8 protein-coding genes are annotated in these 20,628 nt (G+C 36.9%); 3 read left to right on the top strand and 5 right to left on the bottom strand.

What is annotated here, in order from left to right; translation table 11 throughout:
- Positions 1 to 16 precede the first annotated feature (16 nt).
- The 4 genes from A3EM_RS0123840 to A3EM_RS0123820 form a co-directional block, all read right to left on the bottom strand.
- Positions 17 to 3,178: an OmpA family protein gene (locus tag A3EM_RS0123840; protein ID WP_020530772.1), complete on the bottom strand. Its 3,162-nt coding sequence runs from the start codon at positions 3,176 to 3,178 to the stop codon at positions 17 to 19.
- Between the two features lie 5 nt (positions 3,179 to 3,183).
- Positions 3,184 to 4,101, bottom strand: coding sequence for a PorP/SprF family type IX secretion system membrane protein (locus A3EM_RS0123835; RefSeq protein ID WP_020530771.1), 918 nt, complete (start codon positions 4,099 to 4,101; stop codon positions 3,184 to 3,186).
- A gap of 236 nt (positions 4,102 to 4,337) precedes the next feature.
- Positions 4,338 to 8,840 carry an Ig-like domain-containing protein gene (locus tag A3EM_RS0123825; RefSeq protein ID WP_020530769.1) on the bottom strand — a complete coding sequence of 1,501 codons (4,503 nt, stop codon included), beginning with the start codon at positions 8,838 to 8,840 and terminating at the stop codon, positions 4,338 to 4,340.
- Between the two features lie 621 nt (positions 8,841 to 9,461).
- Complete coding sequence (locus A3EM_RS0123820; protein ID WP_020530768.1) at positions 9,462 to 12,260, bottom strand: glycoside hydrolase family 2; 2,799 nt, start codon at positions 12,258 to 12,260, stop codon at positions 9,462 to 9,464.
- A 933-nt stretch (positions 12,261 to 13,193) separates the two neighbouring features.
- On the opposite strand from A3EM_RS0123820, the gene A3EM_RS0123810 reads away from it, so the two are divergent.
- The 3 genes from A3EM_RS0123810 to A3EM_RS0123795 all read left to right on the top strand — a co-directional run bounded on the left by A3EM_RS0123810 (position 13,194) and on the right by A3EM_RS0123795 (position 18,760).
- Positions 13,194 to 15,623 carry an ABC transporter permease gene (locus A3EM_RS0123810; protein WP_020530766.1) on the top strand — a complete coding sequence of 810 codons (2,430 nt, stop codon included), beginning with the start codon at positions 13,194 to 13,196 and terminating at the stop codon, positions 15,621 to 15,623.
- A gap of 352 nt (positions 15,624 to 15,975) precedes the next feature.
- Positions 15,976 to 17,013 carry an alpha/beta hydrolase gene (locus A3EM_RS0123800; RefSeq protein WP_020530764.1) on the top strand — a complete coding sequence of 346 codons (1,038 nt, stop codon included), beginning with the start codon at positions 15,976 to 15,978 and terminating at the stop codon, positions 17,011 to 17,013.
- A gap of 346 nt (positions 17,014 to 17,359) precedes the next feature.
- The gene (locus A3EM_RS0123795) at positions 17,360 to 18,760 is read left to right on the top strand and encodes an RtcB family protein (protein WP_026210551.1); all 1,401 of its coding nucleotides are present in this window, start codon (positions 17,360 to 17,362) and stop codon (positions 18,758 to 18,760) included.
- A gap of 137 nt (positions 18,761 to 18,897) precedes the next feature.
- On the opposite strand, the gene A3EM_RS0123785 is transcribed toward A3EM_RS0123795, so the two are convergent.
- Positions 18,898 to 20,265: an aldehyde dehydrogenase family protein gene (locus tag A3EM_RS0123785; protein WP_020530761.1), complete on the bottom strand. Its 1,368-nt coding sequence runs from the start codon at positions 20,263 to 20,265 to the stop codon at positions 18,898 to 18,900.
- Positions 20,266 to 20,628: the final 363 nt, after the last annotated feature.

The following is a 20,628-nucleotide window of genomic DNA, read 5'->3' as shown; positions in this document are numbered from 1 at the left end:
CTCTGTGAGCCAGTCTTTAAAGTTTGCCTAATTTTTCTGGTCCTTCTTTTTCGGGAATAAAGTCTGGTTCAATTCTGGAACCATCAATACTGTAAATAATACTTTTGTCACAATCACAATCTTCCCCAAAGTTAGCACGATTTGGATAAATAAATTTAAATTCTGTTCTTCTGTTGTACATGTTTTTGCAGGGCGTCCCTCTTTTTTGATTCACCTTCCTGTCTCTGGGCCTTAGTTTAAAACCTTCTGGCTCCGTAGGATAGATATTGTGAACAGGAAACTCTTGACCAAAAGCACAGGTAATAATTCTTTCATTTTTAATTTCCTGTTTTAAAAGAAAATCCTTGGCGGCCTGGTTTCTCCTTTCTGATAACCGGTAGTTGTTATTTTTATCTTCAGTGAAATTGGAATAAGGACATTTATCGGTGTGAGAACTGATTTTTACCGTGAGGTGTGCATAATCCTCCATTAAGTCAGTTACTTTTTGTAATTCCACTTGCGGGTCTACTTTTCCATCTTTACTAATAAATGTATTTCTCCCAGTGATATACCGAATATTTTTGATAATGGTTTGTTTCTCAATAATAATCCCATGGTGGTTAAGACTGTCATTGAAGGCCTTGATTTTTTGCTCCTGGTCGAAATCCTTTATTTCGAAAAAACTGCCAATAGGAATAGCGGTAGAGTAGGGTGTTTCACTTTCGGTATTGATCAGTCTGTTACTGCCGTTTTCATCAATGAGTTCATAAAGGACATGGGGTTCCAGATGCACCTTTAAGCCATTTTGGGTAGTACCATCAAATGATTTGGTCAATTCAATAAATACTTGTTGTTCGCTTTCAATATTGGCCAGAACAATAACCTTGGCCGGTACTTTTTCCAGCCAGATTGTATCCCGGATTATGCCATTTAGAGGAATTGAATCTTCTGCAGTATAAACCCCTAATCTACCGGGCCTGTAGCCAAAGGCAGTGGCATGAAAATCGATGTAATCATTTAAAGGAAATTGCTTTACATTCAGAAAACCCTCCTGATCAGTAGAATCCGTGTTGTGGAAAGGAACATTGGTTCCGGAAAAGCTTAAGTTAGCTTTACTAATTGGCTGATCTTTATCCTTGTCCATTACTACAATTTCCATTTTGTAGATTCTGAATTTATAAATATCATCCTGATCATTTTTTCTGTCTGAAGAGAAATAACCACCACTCCCCATTTCATTCATTACTAAGGCGAAGTCATCCCCAACAGAATTAAGAGAATTGATTTGACTGTCCGGGTTTTTGAGGTTTTTCAGTTCGCCAATTGGCATTCCGTTGTCATCCAATTGTATTTCATAAATATCCAAACCGCCCATTCCTCCCTGTCGGTTGGAGGAAAAGTACAGGGTCAGGTTTTCGTTGTTATCTTTATGTACAAAAGGAAAAACCTCATTTCCTATGGTGTTTACCACAGCCGGCAGGTGTTTAATGTCACCAAACTTTCCTGATTCTTCATCAAAATGTGAAAAGTAGATATCTGAATTATTGTGGTTGACATCCGAGGAGAAATACATCAGGGTTTTTCCATTTGCCTGAACCAGAGTAGGGTGACCCACATTAACTTTCTCATCATTAAGTAAATAAGCCATTTCTCCCGAAAATGCTACCTGATTGACAATTTCCCATGAAGTGGTATCATCAGGCCTTTCCGCAATAAATAGTTTTAAAGGATTGAGTTTGGCTTTACTAAGTTTGTCTCTTTTGTTTAAATGTTTTTTATCTGCGTAATAGTTTCCTGTAAATATGGCTTTATTCCAGTTGTTGGGAAAAAAGGCAATAGCTCCCTCATTATAAGAAACATTTCGTTCTGTTTGAAAAAATTTTGGCAGGGTTTCTATTCCATCAGTGGAGTTGGATAATGAAGCTGTATCCAGGTCATTTTTTTCTGTTTGAGGGGCTATGGATAGGATTCCTTTTTTATCCTTATCCATCAATGAGTACATAAGAATATCGTATGGTCTTCTGTCCTCATCGGCCAGGTTATAAGTAACCGGGTTAGCCGTATTTCTATCAGAGGCAAATAAAAGTGTATCGTTTTTGTAAATTGTCGGGCCAAATTCTGATCCACTTAAATTAATGGATTCGGTTCCAACCGGGTTCACCACAATTACATTGTCAAAAAGATCAATTTCCGGGGCATTGGGATCAAGCTGATCATCCCAAATAACTTTTTTCAGGAGTGCTTTTGCCTCCAGGTATTTTCCTGTTTGGTTCAGGTTTAACTCAGCATACCGAATAATGTCCAGATTTTTCTTTTCCTCTTCTAAAGAAAAAGTAGCATTTGGATTGGCCCTCCACGACTGGCAATAATCCTGCTCTACAAAAATCTGGGTTTTCTTTTGAATGTTCTCAACATCTTTATCGGAAATGATTTTATCATACCAAAAAAGGGAGGCTCCTTTAAATAATGCTCCGCTTTCCCAATAAGACCTGGCAATCAGCAAGTTGAAAAGTTGGTCTTGTGTGGAATCTTTTTCATACTTATACAAAAACCTGTACATTCTTGCTGCATCCAGTTTGTCCATATTGATGAAACTGGAACTATTTTCCTCCTTTCCACTTCCCTGGCAAAGTAGGGTGTTTGCGCTTTTATAAATGCTATCGCGGTCAGGGTAAATCCTGTTTAAATATTTTTTTGCTTTTGAATAATTCCCAAGATCAACAAAATATAATCCCATTTCCCTCAGCAGGGTAATTGTATCTTCTTTATTTCCACTTTCTTTTACCAAAGGCATCATTTCCTTTTCGTAAATCCGTAGTGATTTGGGGTAGTTTTTTACAGATAAAAACCCATTGGTGAGGTTGTAATAATCCTGCTTAACTTTTTCGTAAGTCAGTGCATTATGTTGCTTAAGGGTTTTTACATACTTTTTGAAATAAAGCTGGGCATTGGAAAAATCCCTGTTTCCTAAGTATTGAGCAAAACTCTGATAATAAGAATTCCCCAGTTTTTCTAAAACCAGGGAATCATTTTTTACTTTCTTTAAATGTTTCTTATAATATTTTGCGGCAAGTTTAAAAGAATCTACTTCATAATTTTGATCTGCTAATTTCAGAAATTTAGTTTTTTCCTGAGCCTGTAATTTTGGGAAAATGAAAACCAGCAGTACAAAAGTTAAAAAAGTAAAATTCTTAGTCATGGTTATTAGAAGTAACGTGGAGTTAAAATTACATTCTTATTGATTCCAAACCTATAATTTAACACGATTTCATGTGTTCCATACTGTTCTTTCATTAAGTCAGTGGTGGCAAAATCATAAGCATAGCCAATTCGAATCATTGGATTTTTCAATTGTATTTCGGCTATAATACTTACCGCATCTAATGATCTGTAGGATGCTCCCAGCCACAGGGTTTCATTAAACAAAAAGCTGGCATTCAAATCCATTTGGATTGGGGCTCCCTCCACATATTTTACCAAAACATTTGGCCTGAATTTTAAAGTTTCAGAAAAAGTAAATACATAGCCACTATATGCAAAATAATGTTTTTGTAATTTAATATAAGATTCTGCATCACTTTCTCCAAATTGTTGGTCCATTAAATTAGGAGCAGACAATCCAAGGAAGAATTTGTCAGTGTAATAATAAACTCCTGCTCCAAATTCTGGTCGTGCTGTAGGATCGATTTGCTGATTTAAAGGATCATTAGGATCTTTTGCCAACAAAGTTCCAGCTTTGTAGGTGGATAATCCGGCTTGCAAACCAAATGATAGTTTACCCAAACCAACCGGGATTTTATAAGCGAGGGCTCCCATCAACATATTTCGGTCAGTCACCCCAATATGATCATTCACAAAAGAAAGCCCAACAGCAAGGTTGTGTTGAATTGGAGCATGACCAGAAAATGTAGAGGTAAATGGCTTTCCACTTCCGGTATTAGTCCACTGGATTCTGGATAAGGCAGATAAACTAATGGATTCATGACTGCCTGCATATGCAGGATTTATGGCCATTCCATTAAACATATATTGTGTGTAAATTGGGTCTTGTTGGCCATAGCTGGTAGCACTAAACAATACCATAACAATCACAAAGATCTTTTGAATGATTTGATAGTTCATTTTATCTTCTTTTTGTAAGTTATAATAGTTTCAGTAAACAAAAGGCTGGCTTATTATTGGATTTTCCAGTCTTCTGTTTTTTGTTAGGTACTAAATCCTCTTTTGGGTGAAGTACCATTTTGTTGGTAAAGGATTTTGGACTAATAAGTCCATGATCCATGCTGGTTTTTACCAGCTATTTTTGGTTCACAAAACTGATTTTCAATCTGAAAACCAGTTTTGTGAATGAAGTTTATTTAATCTGTTGTTGTTCCTCTTATTTCCACATACCCACTGATTGTATCACTTCCATCCCCTAGATCGATGATGTAGAAATAGGTACCATCCGGAACTTTATCCTTCACACTAATTCCGGTATTTTTATTAACCTGACCATACCAAGAATTGACCACATCATTTTTATAGCCATTTTTCTCAAAAACCAGGTTACCCCATCTGTTAAATATTTTAACCACATTATTAGGGTAGCAGGAAATATTATCAATGTACCAAATGTCGTTTTGGCCAGAATCGTCCGGGGTTACTAATTCATAAACCTTAATCGGAGCCCTGGTAATGGTGACGGTGGCTGTATCACAAATATTACAGTCATCGCTACAAACGGTGTACATGAATTCATCCGTACCTCCCTGACCCACAGGTGGGGTATAGGTAAAGAATCCTTCTTTGTCCATATCAACGGTTCCCCCCAGTTTAGTTTCTCCATTGTCCAGTACTGCATATCTGTAGAATTCTGTCAGTGAATCATTGGCTGCAACGCTTTCGGAGAATTCAATAGATTCACATCCTTCAGAATCATAAGCATCATTTTCAGCTACTGGTTTATCACAACAAATATCAATATATATGGAGGCCGTGTCATATACTGTACCTGTTTCTGTACATCCTTCACAAACTACATAGTACTGTAAAGAATCTATTCCTTTAAAACTAAGATCGGTCAACAGGTACTTAAATGTACCATTTTCATTAAAGGTAATTTCCCCATAAAGTGGTCTGCTATTTTCAATTAAAAAGAACTTAGGATCCTTACAGGTTGGAGGTAAAATATCATTTTCTAATGCATTACCAGTCAATCCATTCTCACAGTCATATTTAAAGCTGTCATCTCCAAGTTCAGGTTTAGGACATGGAGGAACCACACATTCTGTAATGGTGAATTTTACCCATGCAGTATCAAATGACGCAGAGAAGGCTTCACATCCCATACAAACCCCTACATACTGAATACTATCTGTTCCCACAAATGTGGAATCGTAAAGCGTATATACAAACTTGCCATCCTCCTGGAGTTGGAAATCACCATGGTTGGCGGCCATTCCCTCTACCAATTGGAAAATAGGCATATTGCAGGAATCAGGGAAAATATCATTGATACTTACATCTCCAAGGAAGGTTGAAGTACAGTTTTGATAGCTTAATTCATCATCCATTAATTCAGGAGGATAACATTGCGGCATATCAGGACATTTTTGTATTTCAATACTTATAGTGGCCGTATCATATGCGGAAGTAGTTCCCTCACAGCTGAAACAAACTGCTCTATACTGGAAGGTTTCCACTCCGGTATAGGAGGTATCATTTAAGGTATAGGTAAAACTTCCATCTGTTCTGAAATTAATTGAACCATTTAATGTGGTTTTGTCACCAACTAATTCGAAAATCAGGCTGTCACAGTTATTAGGCATTACATCATTGGTTGCTGCAATCCCATCGAATGTGGTATCACAGGCAATGTAAACGAAATAATCGTCCTCCAGTGATGGAGCTTTGCAAACCGTATCAGGGCATGTGGTAATATTTAAATACACTCTTGCAGTATCAAAGGCTAATGGGGTTGCCTCGCATCCTGCACAAACGCCTATGTAAGAAAAAGTATCTACCCCTACAAAGTTAGGGTCGTTTAAAGTGTAGGTAAATTTGCCATCTTCCTTAATCACCACTTTTCCATTTACAGGCTTTATCAGGTTGTCGGCAGAGAAAATTAGTGAATCACAATTCGGGGAAATTACTGCATTTTCAGCAAGGTTTCCGGTAATTACAGGACTACAATTGTCATACTCCAACTGATGATCTGCCAACTGAGGCTTATCATTTTCGCAATCCTCACATTCAGTAAATTCAAAAACTATGGTGGTGGTGTCAATAGCAGTAGGCTCCGATTCACAATCAATACAGACTCCTGCATAAACCAATGTATCCATACCTACATAGCCGGGATTATCCAGCACATATTCTAAAATTCCATCCTGGTTTAAAGTTGATTTTCCAAATTTTCCATCCTGTACAAGATTATAAACCAGCTGGTCACAATTTGCAGGAAGCGTGTCATTCACCGCAAAGTTTACCTTGAAAGTATCAGGGCAGCTATGGAATGAGAAGAAATCTGTTCCTAAAGCAGGAGGTAGGCAGGTAATACATTCCTCCACCGTGATTTTAACTGTAGTGCTATCACACAAATCTCCACATTGTGCAGATTTTGTACAGAGTTTATAGGAAAATTCAAATGTTCCAAAATAATTACTATCAGGCTCGAATGTAAATAATCCATTTGAAGCGAAAGTCGTGAAATCAAATTTACCAAAAGTGCTGTCAGGTACTGTCAACAATTCAAAGGATCTTTTGCCTGAGCAGTCGAATGTGGTATCATTAGCGAAAACTGAGCCCTGGAAACTTTCGGTACACCCCGGTAATACATACACATCTTCATTAGCAATAGGAGCAGTACAATCAATAACTTTACAAGGTAGAATAGTTAGAAAAACTATAGCCTCATCACTTACCCCACAAGGATCTGATATTTTATAAGTAAACTGATCTTCACCAGTAAAAGTGGAGTCTGGGGTATAAGCAAAACTTCCATCTGAGTTTAACTCAAGTGTACCATGTTCGGGTGCAATTACCGGAATGGTATCCACCACAATGGGATCATTATTAGGGTCAGAATCATTGTCCAATACATTCCCGATGATATCAGTATTAATAAATCCGGTTAAAGTATCATTGACAGCAACAGGAGGTTTGTTACAGAACAAAGTTTCATCAGTTTCATCAATCGCTCTTACTACCAGCAAATGATTGGGCAATTCAGAAGGAATTACTTTGAACTCTACAGTATCTCTTTCGTATTTTCCATTTTTTAAATAAGCAGGATACCTGACTTCTACAATATAATCTGTAAGTGGACCGTCTGGTAAACCAAAATGGACAATGGATGGATCCTGAGTACCATGGCCGTTTCCTCCATTTACTTCTCTTACTCCACTAATAACTTTGCCACAGCAATCTTTTAGTTTAACTGTTGCTCCTAGGGCTAGTCTTTGAGTGCCAAGATGATTAGCATTCTCATCTCTGTCTTCTAGAATTTTTACAAAAAGGTAATCGTCTGATTTTGATATAGTATTGCCACTTGTACCGTTTGCCCAGGTGGCATTATTTAAATCATTTTCCCAATATTGGTTGGCTTTTCCATTCATGTTTACATACAAGTCCAAATCACCATCCTGGTCAAAGTCAACGAAAACACAACCCTCTCCATCTCCATTCAGGTTAATACCCCTGTTGTCTTGTACAAATTGCATGGGTTGACCTGAATTTGATCCTAAAACAGGGTCATTAATTTGATTTATGAATAAGAAACTTTCTCCCTGATCATCAGCGAGGAAAATATCAATATCACCATCATTATCGATATCGCCACAGGCAAGTCCATCAATCTGATTCCCAATGGTTGGAGAAATTCCGGTAATACTTTGTGGCAGGGGAGTAAACCCAAATTTTTCTCTTTGGTAAATGATAGTAGAATCGGCTGCGGTCCAGATTAAATCAAAGTCTCCGTCATTATCAAAATCGTATAATGAAACCGAACCCTTATTGTCATTGTCTGCATCCTGAATATCCAGAGCATTAATAAAATTACCCGGATTTTCGGGGTTATTTACCGCAAAGTCATATTCAATATATTCGTTTTTTCTGGCGATAATATCTACATACCCATCATCATTGAAGTCAGTTACTGAGGCGTAATCACCATCACCAGCATTTAGCGCACCAACTGGAAGTCCAATAGATTGTGGGGAAACGTATTCAAATTCACCACTTGCAAATCCCTTATTTCTGTAGATTTCCATTCCCCAATTGTGGTTTTCAATAAAAAGATCCAAATCACCGTCATTATCAAAATCCAACACACCGATTCCTTCAGTATTCATACCTCCAGGAATTCTAAATAAGGTATCTGTAGGGTCGGTAAGATCGGTGGTGAAAAGCACAAAGTTTGGTTCCTGGTTACTTCCCTTTCCGAAAGTAAATCCATTAGCACTTCCATTATTAAGGTAAACTTCCAGCCTTTCAGCCGAGTTTCTCACAAAATCATTAGCCCCGTCATTGTTAAAGTCAGCGATTACCATAGATCTTTCCAGTACGGAACTTCCAGGTAATCCAGGAGCAATACAGCCCTTACATTTAGCTGCTGTGACATCATCAAATGATTTAGTGGATGGATTGTAAAAATAAACCCTGGTTCTGTGATTAACATCATCCTGAAAAGTATTGACTATAAGGTCAAGATGTTGGTCGCCATTTAGGAACCCAAAGGAAAGTCCTCCGTCTTTTTCTCCGTTCAGGTTGATTTTGTAGTTTGCCGCTTTCTCTGTAAAAGTATTTTGCCCAATGGCTGGAAATACAAATAGAAAGCAAATTGCCAGGTTGAATAAGCTGATTTGAATAAGTTTGTTCATGGATTTGTTATAAATAAACTTAAGTTTAAATATTTGTAAAGTAATTATAAAGCCTCTTCCAAAGCTCTTACTAATGTTTGCTTTCCATACAATACCCGAACAACTAAACCCTGGTTATATGGTTAGCCAACTTTACAGTCTGGTTTGGTTTATTAAACATTCTCAAAAACCCTTGTTTTCCCAATTTTACTCTTAAAACTTTTGCTTCGTAGATGGTTTTTTATAGAGTAAGTATTGAAATTACATGTATAATGTAAGGTTTTAAAGAAATTTTGCCTTGTTTTTAATTCCTTTGAGGCTGCAAATATCCTCATTTAATTTTATTCTCCGAATTTTGTACCAAATTATATGGTTTTAGATGGATTACCCGGTTTGGTTAAGCATAATTAACAACCTTTTGCCTTCAGCGGGCCTGATGTAATTTGTAGTAAGGAATTGTCAGAAATTATTGGTGAAGGGAAAGTTTTAGGGTTTTAACTTTCATAATCGATTTATTCTAAAATTGGGAACCTTTGGAATGAATTGGGTAAAAAGCGGGCAATCTGAGCATTATGCCTAGATAAAAAAGAGGAAGTGAATTCATTCACTTCCTCTTTTTTATAATCCTCATGTATTTGGGCCTTACCTAAAATCGAAATATAGGGTGGCTTTCATATTTTTTGCATTTCTATTATAATGTACCATATTCTTTTTCCCCTGAGGACCCAGCTGATCGGCATTTTTAAATTTAGTTCCTATAGGACTAATGGCGTGCATAAATGCGATTTCTCCTTTTGGGAATACACCGTCATTATTTGTATTGTAGGCTCCTTCAGGGCTGTCAGGAGTAAATAGTTTAAGGAAAATATCATCAGTTTCAGAAATGACTGTAAAGTTTTGTTCTTCTGTTTGAAAGGTGGCCCAGTATAAATTGGCATGGTATCCTTTGAATTCAGGGTACTCCCAAAGTGTTTCTCCGGTAATTGTATTATTATATTCCTTTTCCCAAATCCCGAATTTTGTCCCTCTCATCCTGTTTTTCCAAACCCTGTAAGGGCCTTCTCCCAGCCATTTTATACCTGTTACTTTTTCTTCTGGGTAATTGAATTCAATACCGATATAATCATATTGTCCCCCTTTCGGCAGATATTCATAATGTAATTTCAACAATCCATTTCCCTGCATGCGGTATTGAATGGTTTTCATCATACTTTTCTCTTCGAAAATGAATTCTACCAGATAATCATTTTCATCTTTACTCTGCTTCACTTCTTTCAATTTCGATTCCCCCAACATTTCATCAGCCACAGGCCCCCCTGAGAATGAAATTAACTCGCCATTGTTTTTCACCGTTTTAATTTTACCGCTGTTTTTTTCAAGAACCAATTCTATTTTATTGGCTTTTAAAATAATTTCATCACCATATTCCTCACCGGTTGCCACTAAATCAGATTCCTTATTAATTTGTTTTGAAGCAATAACTTTTGCCTTTTGCACGGGCCAGCTCCAGGTGAAAATTTCTCGATTATAAAGATCGGTTGCCTTCAGGTAAAGCACATCAAACTCCTCCCAGTTTTCGGGCAAATCTATTTTTAATTCTCCTGCTTTAAAAGGAGCCACTGAAGGGGATTTTATATTTCCTGTAACTGAGTTTATTGATTTGTTTTCAGAAGAATTATAATTTGGAAGACTTGCAAGCTCCCAATCAAATTTTACCTGATTCAGGTTGGTATACAAATATTGATTTTCAATAGGAATTATTCCTTCAAAATATTTGGTGATTTTATCCAGCTTAATGACAATTGGGGACCATATTTCCTTTATGGCATAAAAGCTGCCTTCTTTTTCTCTGTAGGGCCCTACAATGCCATCCGGAGCATTACTTTTATTGGTATCTACCATTCCGTTTTTATCCGTTCTTACTACTCCTTCATCTCCAAATACCCATAAAAAACCTCCAATAGCCAACGGTTTTTGTTGCATCAGATTCCAAAAATCTTCCAATCCGGCTCCATGACCACCATCATATAGTCCATGTAAAAATTCTGTAGGGAAGAAAATATCTGAACTGTTAAACGCACCGTCAACACAGCAATCATAATCTATATAGTGTTGAGTATCAGTATCCCTGAACTTTTCCCATGGATGAATTAATGGCCTTTTTTGAGGGTCATATAAATAAAAATCATCGTCAATTTCATAATTCCATCCTCCCTCATTTCCATTGTCCCAGATAATTATACTAGGATGGTTCACATCTCTGACAACCGTTTCTTTTACAAGTTTCCTACCCACTTCTGTATCGTAATTGGTTTGCCAACCGGTAACCTCATCCAAAACAAACAAGCCTAAAGAATCGCAGACATCCAGAAAATGAACATCCGGAGGATAATGAGACATCCTCACCGCATTCATATTCATTTCTTTGATCAGGTTGACATCAATTTCACTGAGTTCCCTGCTCAGGCATCGGCCAGACTCCGGCCAAAAGCTATGTCTGTTCACGCCCTTTAAATTGATTTTTACATCATTTACAAAAATGCCAAGCTCTGGTTTGAGCTCTACAGTACGGAAACCAAATTTCTCTGTAATGGTATGAACAATTCCCTTATTGTTTTTGATGGAAAATACTACCTGATACCTGTTGGGAAATTCAGGGGACCATAAATTGGGATGATCGACTTTGGTGTTTAGGATAACTTTATCCTCTTTTTTTTGTACCGAAGCAGAAAAAGCTGAGCCAATGTTTTCTCCGGAAAGGGTTTGAATTTGGCCAGTCACTGCTGAAATATCCTTGTTGTTTTTTAAATAAATGTGGGCGGCAAAACTTCCATTTGCTTTGGCATCAATAGCTGTCCACTCTATATGTTGCCTGGGTAATGCTTCAAGATAAACCGGACGATAAATTCCCCCAAAAAGCCAAAAATCAGCTTCTCGTTCAGCAGTGTTTACCGATGGGTTTGATGACCAGTTTTTTACGGTTACTTCCAACAGGTTTTCTTCTCCAATTTTCAAAAGCTTTGTAATATCATATTTGAAGCGGTAAAAAGACCCCTGATGAACAGGGCCGGCTGATTTGCCATTAATATATACGTCTGTGTCTGTCATGGAGCCTTCAAATACTATATTAATGGTTTTCCCTTTCCAGGCCTCAGCTACTTTAAATCTATATTTATATTGACCTGTTTCATCTGATTCATCTTGTGGTACCATTTTTTTCCTGCCATAATTATAAACTCCAAAACCTTGAAGTTCCCAGTTTGAAGGCACAGGAATGGTCGTCCATTTTCCACTGTTTTGGCCATTATCAATAAAGAATTCCCAATCAACTGTTTGGTCTTTATCTATTCCAGATAAATATTGGATTTGGGTGAACTGAGAAAATAGGGGAGAGGATAAAAAAACTGAAAAGATGAGTAGTTTGTAGATTTTGAAATTCATTTTCAATTTGTTTTAGTATAATTCACTTTCGGTATTTATTTAGAAAGCAAATGATTTAAGCAATTTAGCTGGTTCGAAGTTATGGAGGAAGGCAGAATTATGGAGGTGAAAAAAGAAAAAAATTAACGGCAACGTTTTAAATAATGCAATTTAGAAAAGTTGGGTTTGATCGGTGCGTAAGTCAATTTGCTTATGGTTGGCTCAGAAAAAGGCTTTTTTTCCTGTTGCTTAGACGGGATGGGAAGTAAACTCTATTTCCTTGTTTTAATTAATCAGGATAAAATTAACCCGGAAAGGGTTATTTTTTGTGTTTTTTTGATGTCAGGAAATTCATTTTTTATGAAGAATGAGGGATAAACAGTTATATTCTTAAGATTTCATTAAAAAATAAAGTATGATTATCGCTAAAAGATTTGACGTTAGGTGCCTATAAGTGGTATAATTTATTGATTAGTGGTAGTGATCTTATGTGAATTGGATTTTTCCAAGTTTTTGCCAAATTGTTAATTAATTAAAAAAATGCAGAAAAAATGATAGGGTTTTCGGATAAGGTTTTGTTTTTAAGTTGTTTATTATGAGTGTGTTAGTAATGTTAGTTTGCTGGTTTTTTTTTGCTGAATTCCTTTCTAAAATCCCTTAAAAATGGTGATTTTATTCTAGCATTCTTTTTGTCATATTTGAAATGTAATTTAAATAATTGATCAAGCTAATGCCTTCCCGATGCCTTATCTTTACCTTATAAATTTGGGTGGTGGGAAGGTACTACTTTTTTTTAATTATCTCCAAATCCATTCCCACATTATTTTTACCACTTACCCCAAAATATCTTCACTGAGCATATAATTATTTTAATTTTCCTGAAATTGTTGCTATTTGGTCTGTTTAATTAATGGTATGCCTGAATTAGATTTTCCATAACACTTTCCAAAGACAATGATTCAAAATTATCTTAAAATTGCCTTAAGAACCCTTTTTAAAAACAAGGTTTTTTCAGTTATCAATATTTTGGGATTGGCAATTGGCATGTCTTCCTGCCTGCTTATACTCCAATATGTTAATTATGAATTAAGTTATGATAGCTTCCATGAAAAAGCAGACCGTATTTATCGGATCAGGTATGACAATTGGCAAAATGGAAGAAAAACATTTGAATGTGCAGCGGCTGTACCGGCAGTTGGTCCGGAGCTGAAGGATAATTTTCCGGAGGTGGCGGAATTTACCCGGTTATTTCCAATTAGTGGAGTGGTTACCTATGTGGATCCACAAGGCAATCAGGTAAATTTCAGGGAGGAAAAAATGCAGGTTGCTTCGCCCTCTACTTTCGATGTTTTTTCTTTTGAACTTCTTTCAGGTGATCCCAAAACTGCTTTGGTGGAACCTAATAAAGCTGTCATTACTAAAAGGGTAGCTCAAAAATATTTTAAGGATGAAGATCCAGTAGGAAAAATGATATCGGTTGCAGCCTGGGGACAGATTGAATATGAGGTAACTGGTGTAATGGCTGATCTACCCGAAAATTCCCATATTAAATTTGATTTTTTGCTTTCCTATGAAACACTGAATAACATTTCTGAAAACGGAAGTGAAACTTCATGGGGATGGTATGATTTCAATACTTATATTCTATTGAATGAAGGAGTTGATTATCAGGCTTTTCAGGAAAAATGGGATAAACATCTCGAAGAAGTCAGAGGAGAAGACTGGAAAAAACACAACTATAAGCAGGCATTTATTTTACAACCACTTTTGGATATTCACTTATATTCAGACTTGCTCCAGGAATCTGAACCAGAAGAGCAAGGTGATGGAAATGTGGTGTATTTCTTAATTATCATCGCTATTTTTACTTTGGTAATAGCCTGGGTGAATTATGTGAATTTATCTACATCAAGGGCTGTGGACAGGGCCAATGAGGTGGGGGTTAGAAAAACCCTGGGTGCCTATAGACTACAATTGGTCAGGCAGTTTTTGTTTGAATCGGCCATTTTGAATATGGCAGGAATCATTCTGGCTATTATAATGGTTTCAGTTGCTTTACCCTATTTTCAGGAATTGACCGGTAAACCTATTTCCTTTGAATTTTTCCAGCAATCCTGGTTTTGGTTAGCCCTGGCAGTGATGTTTTTAATTGGGGCATTCCTTTCTGGTTTTTATCCTGCTATTGTTTTGTCTGGTTTTCAGCCGGTTACTGTATTAAAAGGGAAATTAAGTACTTCCACAAAAGGTGTTTTCTTAAGAAAATCACTGGTAGTTTTTCAATTTGGAGCCTCCGTATTACTCATTGCCGGAACCATCGCGGTTTATCAGCAAATCAATTTTATGTTAAATCAGGACCTTGGATTTGATATCGAACAAACCCTGGTGATCCGGGGGCCGCAGGTGATTGATTCTACTTACCAGAATAAATTAGATGTCTTTAAAAATGAAATGATAAGGGAAAGTGGAGTTAAGTATATTTCTGCTTCTTCAAATGTACCAGGTAATGAAATTTACTGGACGAGAGGAATCAGGCGTTTGCAGGGAGGACCGGAAAATAGTACTACCATCTATAATGTAGGAATGGATTATGATTATTTGGAGGCTTTTGATATTGAAGTTTTGGCAGGAAGGAATTTTTCCAGAGACGTGGAATCCGATAAAGAAGGCTTTATCCTGAATGAATCTACAGCCAGACTTTTACAATTTGAAAACCTCCAGGATGCCATTCAAAAAAGGGTAACTGTTGGCGGAGATACAGGAATTGTAATTGGGGTGATTGCAGATTATCATCAGATGTCATTAAAGAATACTACTACACCAATTGTTTACAGACTTTCTGAAGGAAGTAATTCATTTTTTTCAGTAAAACTGGAAACTGGGAAGGTAAATGCGGTGATGGAAAAACTTAGCCAGGAATGGTTAACTTATTTTCCCGGGAATCCTTTTGAATATTTCTTTTTAGATGATTTTTTTAACAGGCAATATAAGGCAGAAGAGCGGTTTGGACAGGTTTTTAGCATTTTTTCTATTCTGGCAATATTTATCGCCTGTCTTGGTTTATTTGGCCTTTCTGCATTTACTGCCCAGCAAAGAACCAAGGAAATTGGAGTGAGGAAAGTATTTGGTTCCAGCGTTTTCCACATTTTGTTTTTGCTTTCCAAAGAATTTGTGGTGCTAATTATTATTGCCATCCTCATTGCCACTCCCATAACTTATCTATTGATGGATTACTGGCTTAATAGTTTTCCTTACAGAATAGATATTAACATTTTACTTTTTCTATTGGCTGGTGGAATAGTGGTAATCATTTCCCTGTTTACGGTAAGTTATCAGACTGTAAAAGCTGCTTTGGCCAATCCGATTGATTCGCTTCGTTACGAATAGATTAATTGTTCAATAAAAAATTAATTTCAAAAGGATTGTTGAACAGGAAGTAAATTACCGTAATTTACTATTTTTAGCATTTAAAAGTTTTACAGGAAAAGGGTTGTTTTGGCAACCCTTTTATTCTTCATTTCAAAAATTTATTTTAGGGGAAATTTGAAAAATGGTGTTTTAAGTAATAATTCAAAATTAACCGTGGATTATTTTGCCATAAAGAACTGTTAGAGAGATTAATATTTCTCAGAAATAATAGAATAGTACCCGGTATGGAGCACTGGTGCTTATATTTTTAGGTAATACTTTCAGAAAAATCAAATTCAAGAATAAAAAAAGCGGCTTAATAATTTAAACTATGCTAAAAGTACTTAAATGGTTTTTTGGAGGGATTGGCGGGATCATGGTGATATTGGTATTGGTCTATTATTTCGGCCCCAAAATAAAAGTTAAAAACATGAATGGAACATTGCCGGTAGTGAATAATAACCTGATTGAACTGGAAAAGGAGATAGAAAAGTCTGAGGCCGCAATAATTGGATTAAAAGAAAATAATGAGGCCAGGATAATCTGGGCAGATGAGCAAAAGAAGGAGAAAACACCCTATAGCATAGTGTATCTGCATGGTTTTTCAGCTTCTCAGGGTGAAGGTGAGCCTGTGCATATGGAAGTGGCCAAATATTATGGTTGTAATTTGTATCTTTCCCGATTGGAGGGACATGGTATTCAGGAAGAAGAGGTTTTCTTTAATTTAAAACCGGAAAGCTTTCTTGCTTCAGCCAAAAAAGCTGTGGCTATTGGAAAAGAAATAGGTGAAAAGGTGATCGTAATGGGGACCTCCACAGGAGGTATGTTTGGCCTGTATCTCGCAGCTGAAAATCCGGAAATTGCCGGATTAGTGCTTTATTCTCCGTTGGTGGATTTCTACGATCCTAATGCTAAATTGTTGGCTGCTCAGTGGGGATTACAGGTAGGTCGGGTGGTAATGGGATCTGACTATGCTGGCTTTACTCCTAAATACGAGATTCAGGAAAACTATTGGAGTACTAAATACCGAATAGAAGGGCTTGTTACTTTATCTGCCTTGGTAACGCAATTGATGAAACCTGAAGTTTTTGCTAAAATAAAATGTCCCTTATTTCTTGGATACTATTATAAAAATGAAAAATTACAGGACCAGGTGGTTTCGGTAGGAGCCATGAGAGAGATGTTTGGGATGTTGGGTACTCCAGATTCTCTTAAGGTAAATATGCCATTTCCCGAAGCTGGTGAACATGTTATTGCTTCAAAATATGTTTCGAAAAACTGGCAGGAGGTTCGTGATTCTACGATGGTATTTTTAGGAGAAACTATGAATTTACAGCCGGTGGATGAATTGCCTTATGATGTAAAGTAGAGAAAGTAGTTTTATAAAAAAGTGAATTTTTACTTTGAATATTCAAAAATTACTATTCTTTTGCAGCAAATCATATCTAAAAATGCTACTTTATAATATAAATATCGACCACTACAGCAACTCTTTTGCTGGAATTGAACTTCAAAGGTTCAGGTAGTATTTATATTTTCAAAATATATTGAATAAGCCTGAACCTGCAGTTCGGGCTTTTTTTTGAATAAAATTTTAAATTAAGCCTGAGTAAACTCTTTATTCAGGCTTTTTTATTCACTGTTATGCTTTGTGTGAATGTCCATTCATAATCAGAAAGGAAATAGTGAATAGATAAAAATATATACATATAATCATGGGAAGATTAAAATTGAGAGGAAGTGATTTGAGGAAAATGGGATATCCTCAGGGAAAAGTGATAGGCTTGGCCATCAATATTGTGGGAAAGGCCTATAAGAGAAATTCCTTAAAAGAAAAACTGGATTTATTAAAATCCATATTAGAAAAACCAGAAGAATACCTGGAAAATGAAATATTAGGCAGGATTGCCGAAGCCTTAATTACTCCCAAAGTTAAAAACATGGAAATTCCATTGAAGCTGGAGAGTGAAAGTTATCCGGTTTTTGGAAGTGAGCAAATTGAAGAAGGGGCCAGAAAACAGATGGATGTGGCAATGAGATTACCTGTAACCATTGCAGGTGCCCTGATGCCAGATGCGCATCAGGGGTATGGCTTGCCCATTGGGGGAGTTTTGGCTACAGAGAATTCAGTTATTCCTTTTGGAGTAGGTGTGGATATTGGCTGCAGGATGTGTTTGTCAATTTACCAGATGCCTGAAAATTACATCAACCGGCATACTAACATATTGAGAAAGTATTTAAGTGATAATACGGTGTTTGGAGCCGGAAATGGATTCGACAAACCAATGGATGACGCAATTCTTGAGCGAAAGGAATTCAGTGAGATTTCTGTGGTAAAAGGCCTGAAAGATAAAGCTTATAAACAAATAGGTTCTTCTGGTTCTGGGAATCATTTTGTGGAGTTTGGGGAAATTGAAATCCTGGATAAATCCAATGAACTCGATTTGCCTGTGGGGAAATATGTTGGCGTTTTATCGCATTCTGGATCCAGAGGTTTGGGGGCCACCATAGCCAAACATTACACGGATTTGGCCATTAGTCTTTGCCATTTACCCAGGGAAGCCAAACATTTGGCATGGCTCGATCTGGACAAAGAAGAAGGAATGGAATATTGGCTGGCAATGAATCTGGCGGGTGATTATGCTTCGGCTTGTCATCATCAAATTCACAAAAGGTTAGGCAAGGCACTAGGGGAGAAGCCGTTGGCTGTGGTGGAAAACCATCACAATTTTGCCTGGAAGGAAATGCTGAATGGAAAGGAAGTGATTGTGCATAGAAAAGGGGCGACTCCGGCACAAAAGGATGTTTTAGGAATCATCCCCGGTTCAATGACTGCTCCGGGATTTTTAGTGCGGGGAAAGGGAAATGAGGATGCCATAAATTCGGCCTCTCATGGAGCAGGTAGACAAATGTCCCGAAGGCAGGCCAGGGAATCCATTACCAGAAGTGAGCTGAAAAAGGTGCTAAAAGCCAATCAAATAGACCTGATTGGAGGTGGACTTGATGAAGCTCCTATTGCCTATAAAGATATCAATAAAGTAATGAGTATTCAGAAAAACCTGGTAGATGTGATTGGGAAATTTACTCCAAGAGTGGTAAGAATGGACGGGGATTAACTTCCCCTTTCATTCTTTTTAGCATAACAATATTAATTAATCTTTTAGATCAATTGAATCTAAAAGATTTTCAAATTCTTTCGGGATAATGTCTGCTTTTCCTGCATTATCATAAATTGATAAATGAAAAACTTCACCTACCACTCCCTCAAATGATAGGCCTTAGGTTGTACAAAAGCCCTGATTCCCTGATATGAAAGTGTGCTGCCTAAACCTGATTTTCTTCTTCCTGACCATGGTAAGTTAGGACTTACGCGGTCCGAACAGTTCCAGTATCCGGTTCCTACATCAAGTTTTTCAAGTATCGTTTCTGCACGTTTGCCATCATCCGAAAATACAGCGGCTGTAAGGCCATAATCAGTGTCCTGCATCCAGCCAATAGCCTCGTCATCATTACTCACTTTTTGAATTCCGATTAATGGGCCAAATGTTTCGTCTACCATAAGACTCATGTCGTGACTTACATCGGTGAGCACAGTAGGCTCAAAGAAATAACCCTGAGTTTCAATAGATTCATCCCCTAAAATCATTTTAGCTCCCTTATCGAGTGCATCATTCACCTGAAATAATAAATAATCTAATTGCTGCCTCCTGGCCAAAGGACCCAAGTCTGTATCATCTCGCATGGGGTCACCCACCTTCATGGATTCAGTCAGACTCACGAACTCTTTCACGAATTCATCAAACACATTTTCATGTACATAAATTCTTTCTATGGCACAGCAACTTTGCCCATTGTTATAGAATTTTCCTTCTACCGCAAAACTGGCCGCTTTTTTTATATCCTTAATTTTATCTGTAACATATAATGGATCTTTCCCGCCTAATTCCATTTGGCAGGGCACAAGTTTATGGGCTACGGCTGTTGCAATGTGTATCCCTGTTTGATAAGAACCTGTAAAAAAGTAGCCGTCAAGCGGAAGCTTGGTCATATGTTCTCCTGCTTTTTTTCCACCAATTGCTGTTTTAAAGACATCTTCAGGAATGCCTGCTTTTATCATTAATTCCTCAATTTTCAGTCCGGTAAGTGTGGCAAATTCGGAGGGTTTGTATAGTACGGCATTACCTCCAATTAAGGCTGGAACAAAAACATTATATCCCACCAGGTACGGGTAGTTCCATGCTGAAATATTCCCTATTACCCCCAGGGGTTCATATTTAATTTTTTCTAAAGTATTTCCATTGGCTCCCAAATCTTCATCTGCCAGCCATTTTTCCGAATTTTTTAAAAAGAATTTAAGTCTGGCATCCGCCCCTTTTATTTCATTTACAGATTGGGATAAAGGTTTTCCCATTTCTTCGGTAAGAATTTGGGCAAGTTCATCAATATTTTCCTCTACAAGTTTACCAAAATTGGAAAGGCACTGGATTCTGTTTTTCAGGGGAATGGATTTCCAGACCTTCTGGCCCCTTTTTAGTTCCATGAATTTCTCAGTAATCTTCTGGTCATTGTCTTCCTTTATTTCTTTTATAGTAGCCTCCGTAGTAGGGTTTATGATTTTCATAATTTATGTCCTTTCAGTTCAAATTAAAAGTGATTATTTGTAGTTGAAGATTGCTTAAAAAACGCTCAAAGAAATGGTTGGAATCAGCCGAACAATCATTTTTTGAAGTTCAACCTCTTTTTTGAATAAAATTATTATTTCGTGTTTTAAAATATCAAAATAATAATATTACCTCATAATTAATGAAAAACATTAAAAAATTCAATTTCCCTGATATAATATTTTAAAATTTAATTTTTGGGGTAAGATTAATCCCAATCTTTAGCAAAAATATACAAACCATTAAGATAATAAATGTAAATAATACTCATTAATAGGTAATGGGATTTAAACCCATAGTCCCTTTTAGGAATTTTTTGAACA

Origin of the sequence: Flexithrix dorotheae DSM 6795 (genome assembly GCF_000379765.1) — a bacterium.
Lineage (GTDB): Bacteria > Bacteroidota > Bacteroidia > Cytophagales > Flammeovirgaceae > Flexithrix > Flexithrix dorotheae.
Note: the sequence above shows the minus strand (reverse complement) of the source record. Positions and strands in the feature narration are given on the sequence as shown.

Bases quoted from the DNA above. Each gene is read 5' to 3' on its own strand.
- A3EM_RS0123840 (WP_020530772.1), bottom strand. From the start codon at position 3,178: ATGACTAAGAATTTTACTTTTTTAACTTTTGTACTGCTGGTTTTCATT.
- A3EM_RS0123835 (WP_020530771.1), bottom strand. From the start codon at position 4,101: ATGAACTATCAAATCATTCAAAAGATCTTTGTGATTGTTATGGTATTG.
- A3EM_RS0123825 (WP_020530769.1), bottom strand. From the start codon at position 8,840: ATGAACAAACTTATTCAAATCAGCTTATTCAACCTGGCAATTTGCTTT.
- A3EM_RS0123820 (WP_020530768.1), bottom strand. From the start codon at position 12,260: ATGAATTTCAAAATCTACAAACTACTCATCTTTTCAGTTTTTTTATCC.
- A3EM_RS0123810 (WP_020530766.1), top strand. From the start codon at position 13,194: ATGATTCAAAATTATCTTAAAATTGCCTTAAGAACCCTTTTTAAAAAC.
- A3EM_RS0123800 (WP_020530764.1), top strand. From the start codon at position 15,976: ATGCTAAAAGTACTTAAATGGTTTTTTGGAGGGATTGGCGGGATCATG.
- A3EM_RS0123795 (WP_026210551.1), top strand. From the start codon at position 17,360: ATGGGAAGATTAAAATTGAGAGGAAGTGATTTGAGGAAAATGGGATAT.
- A3EM_RS0123785 (WP_020530761.1), bottom strand. From the start codon at position 20,265: ATGAAAATCATAAACCCTACTACGGAGGCTACTATAAAAGAAATAAAG.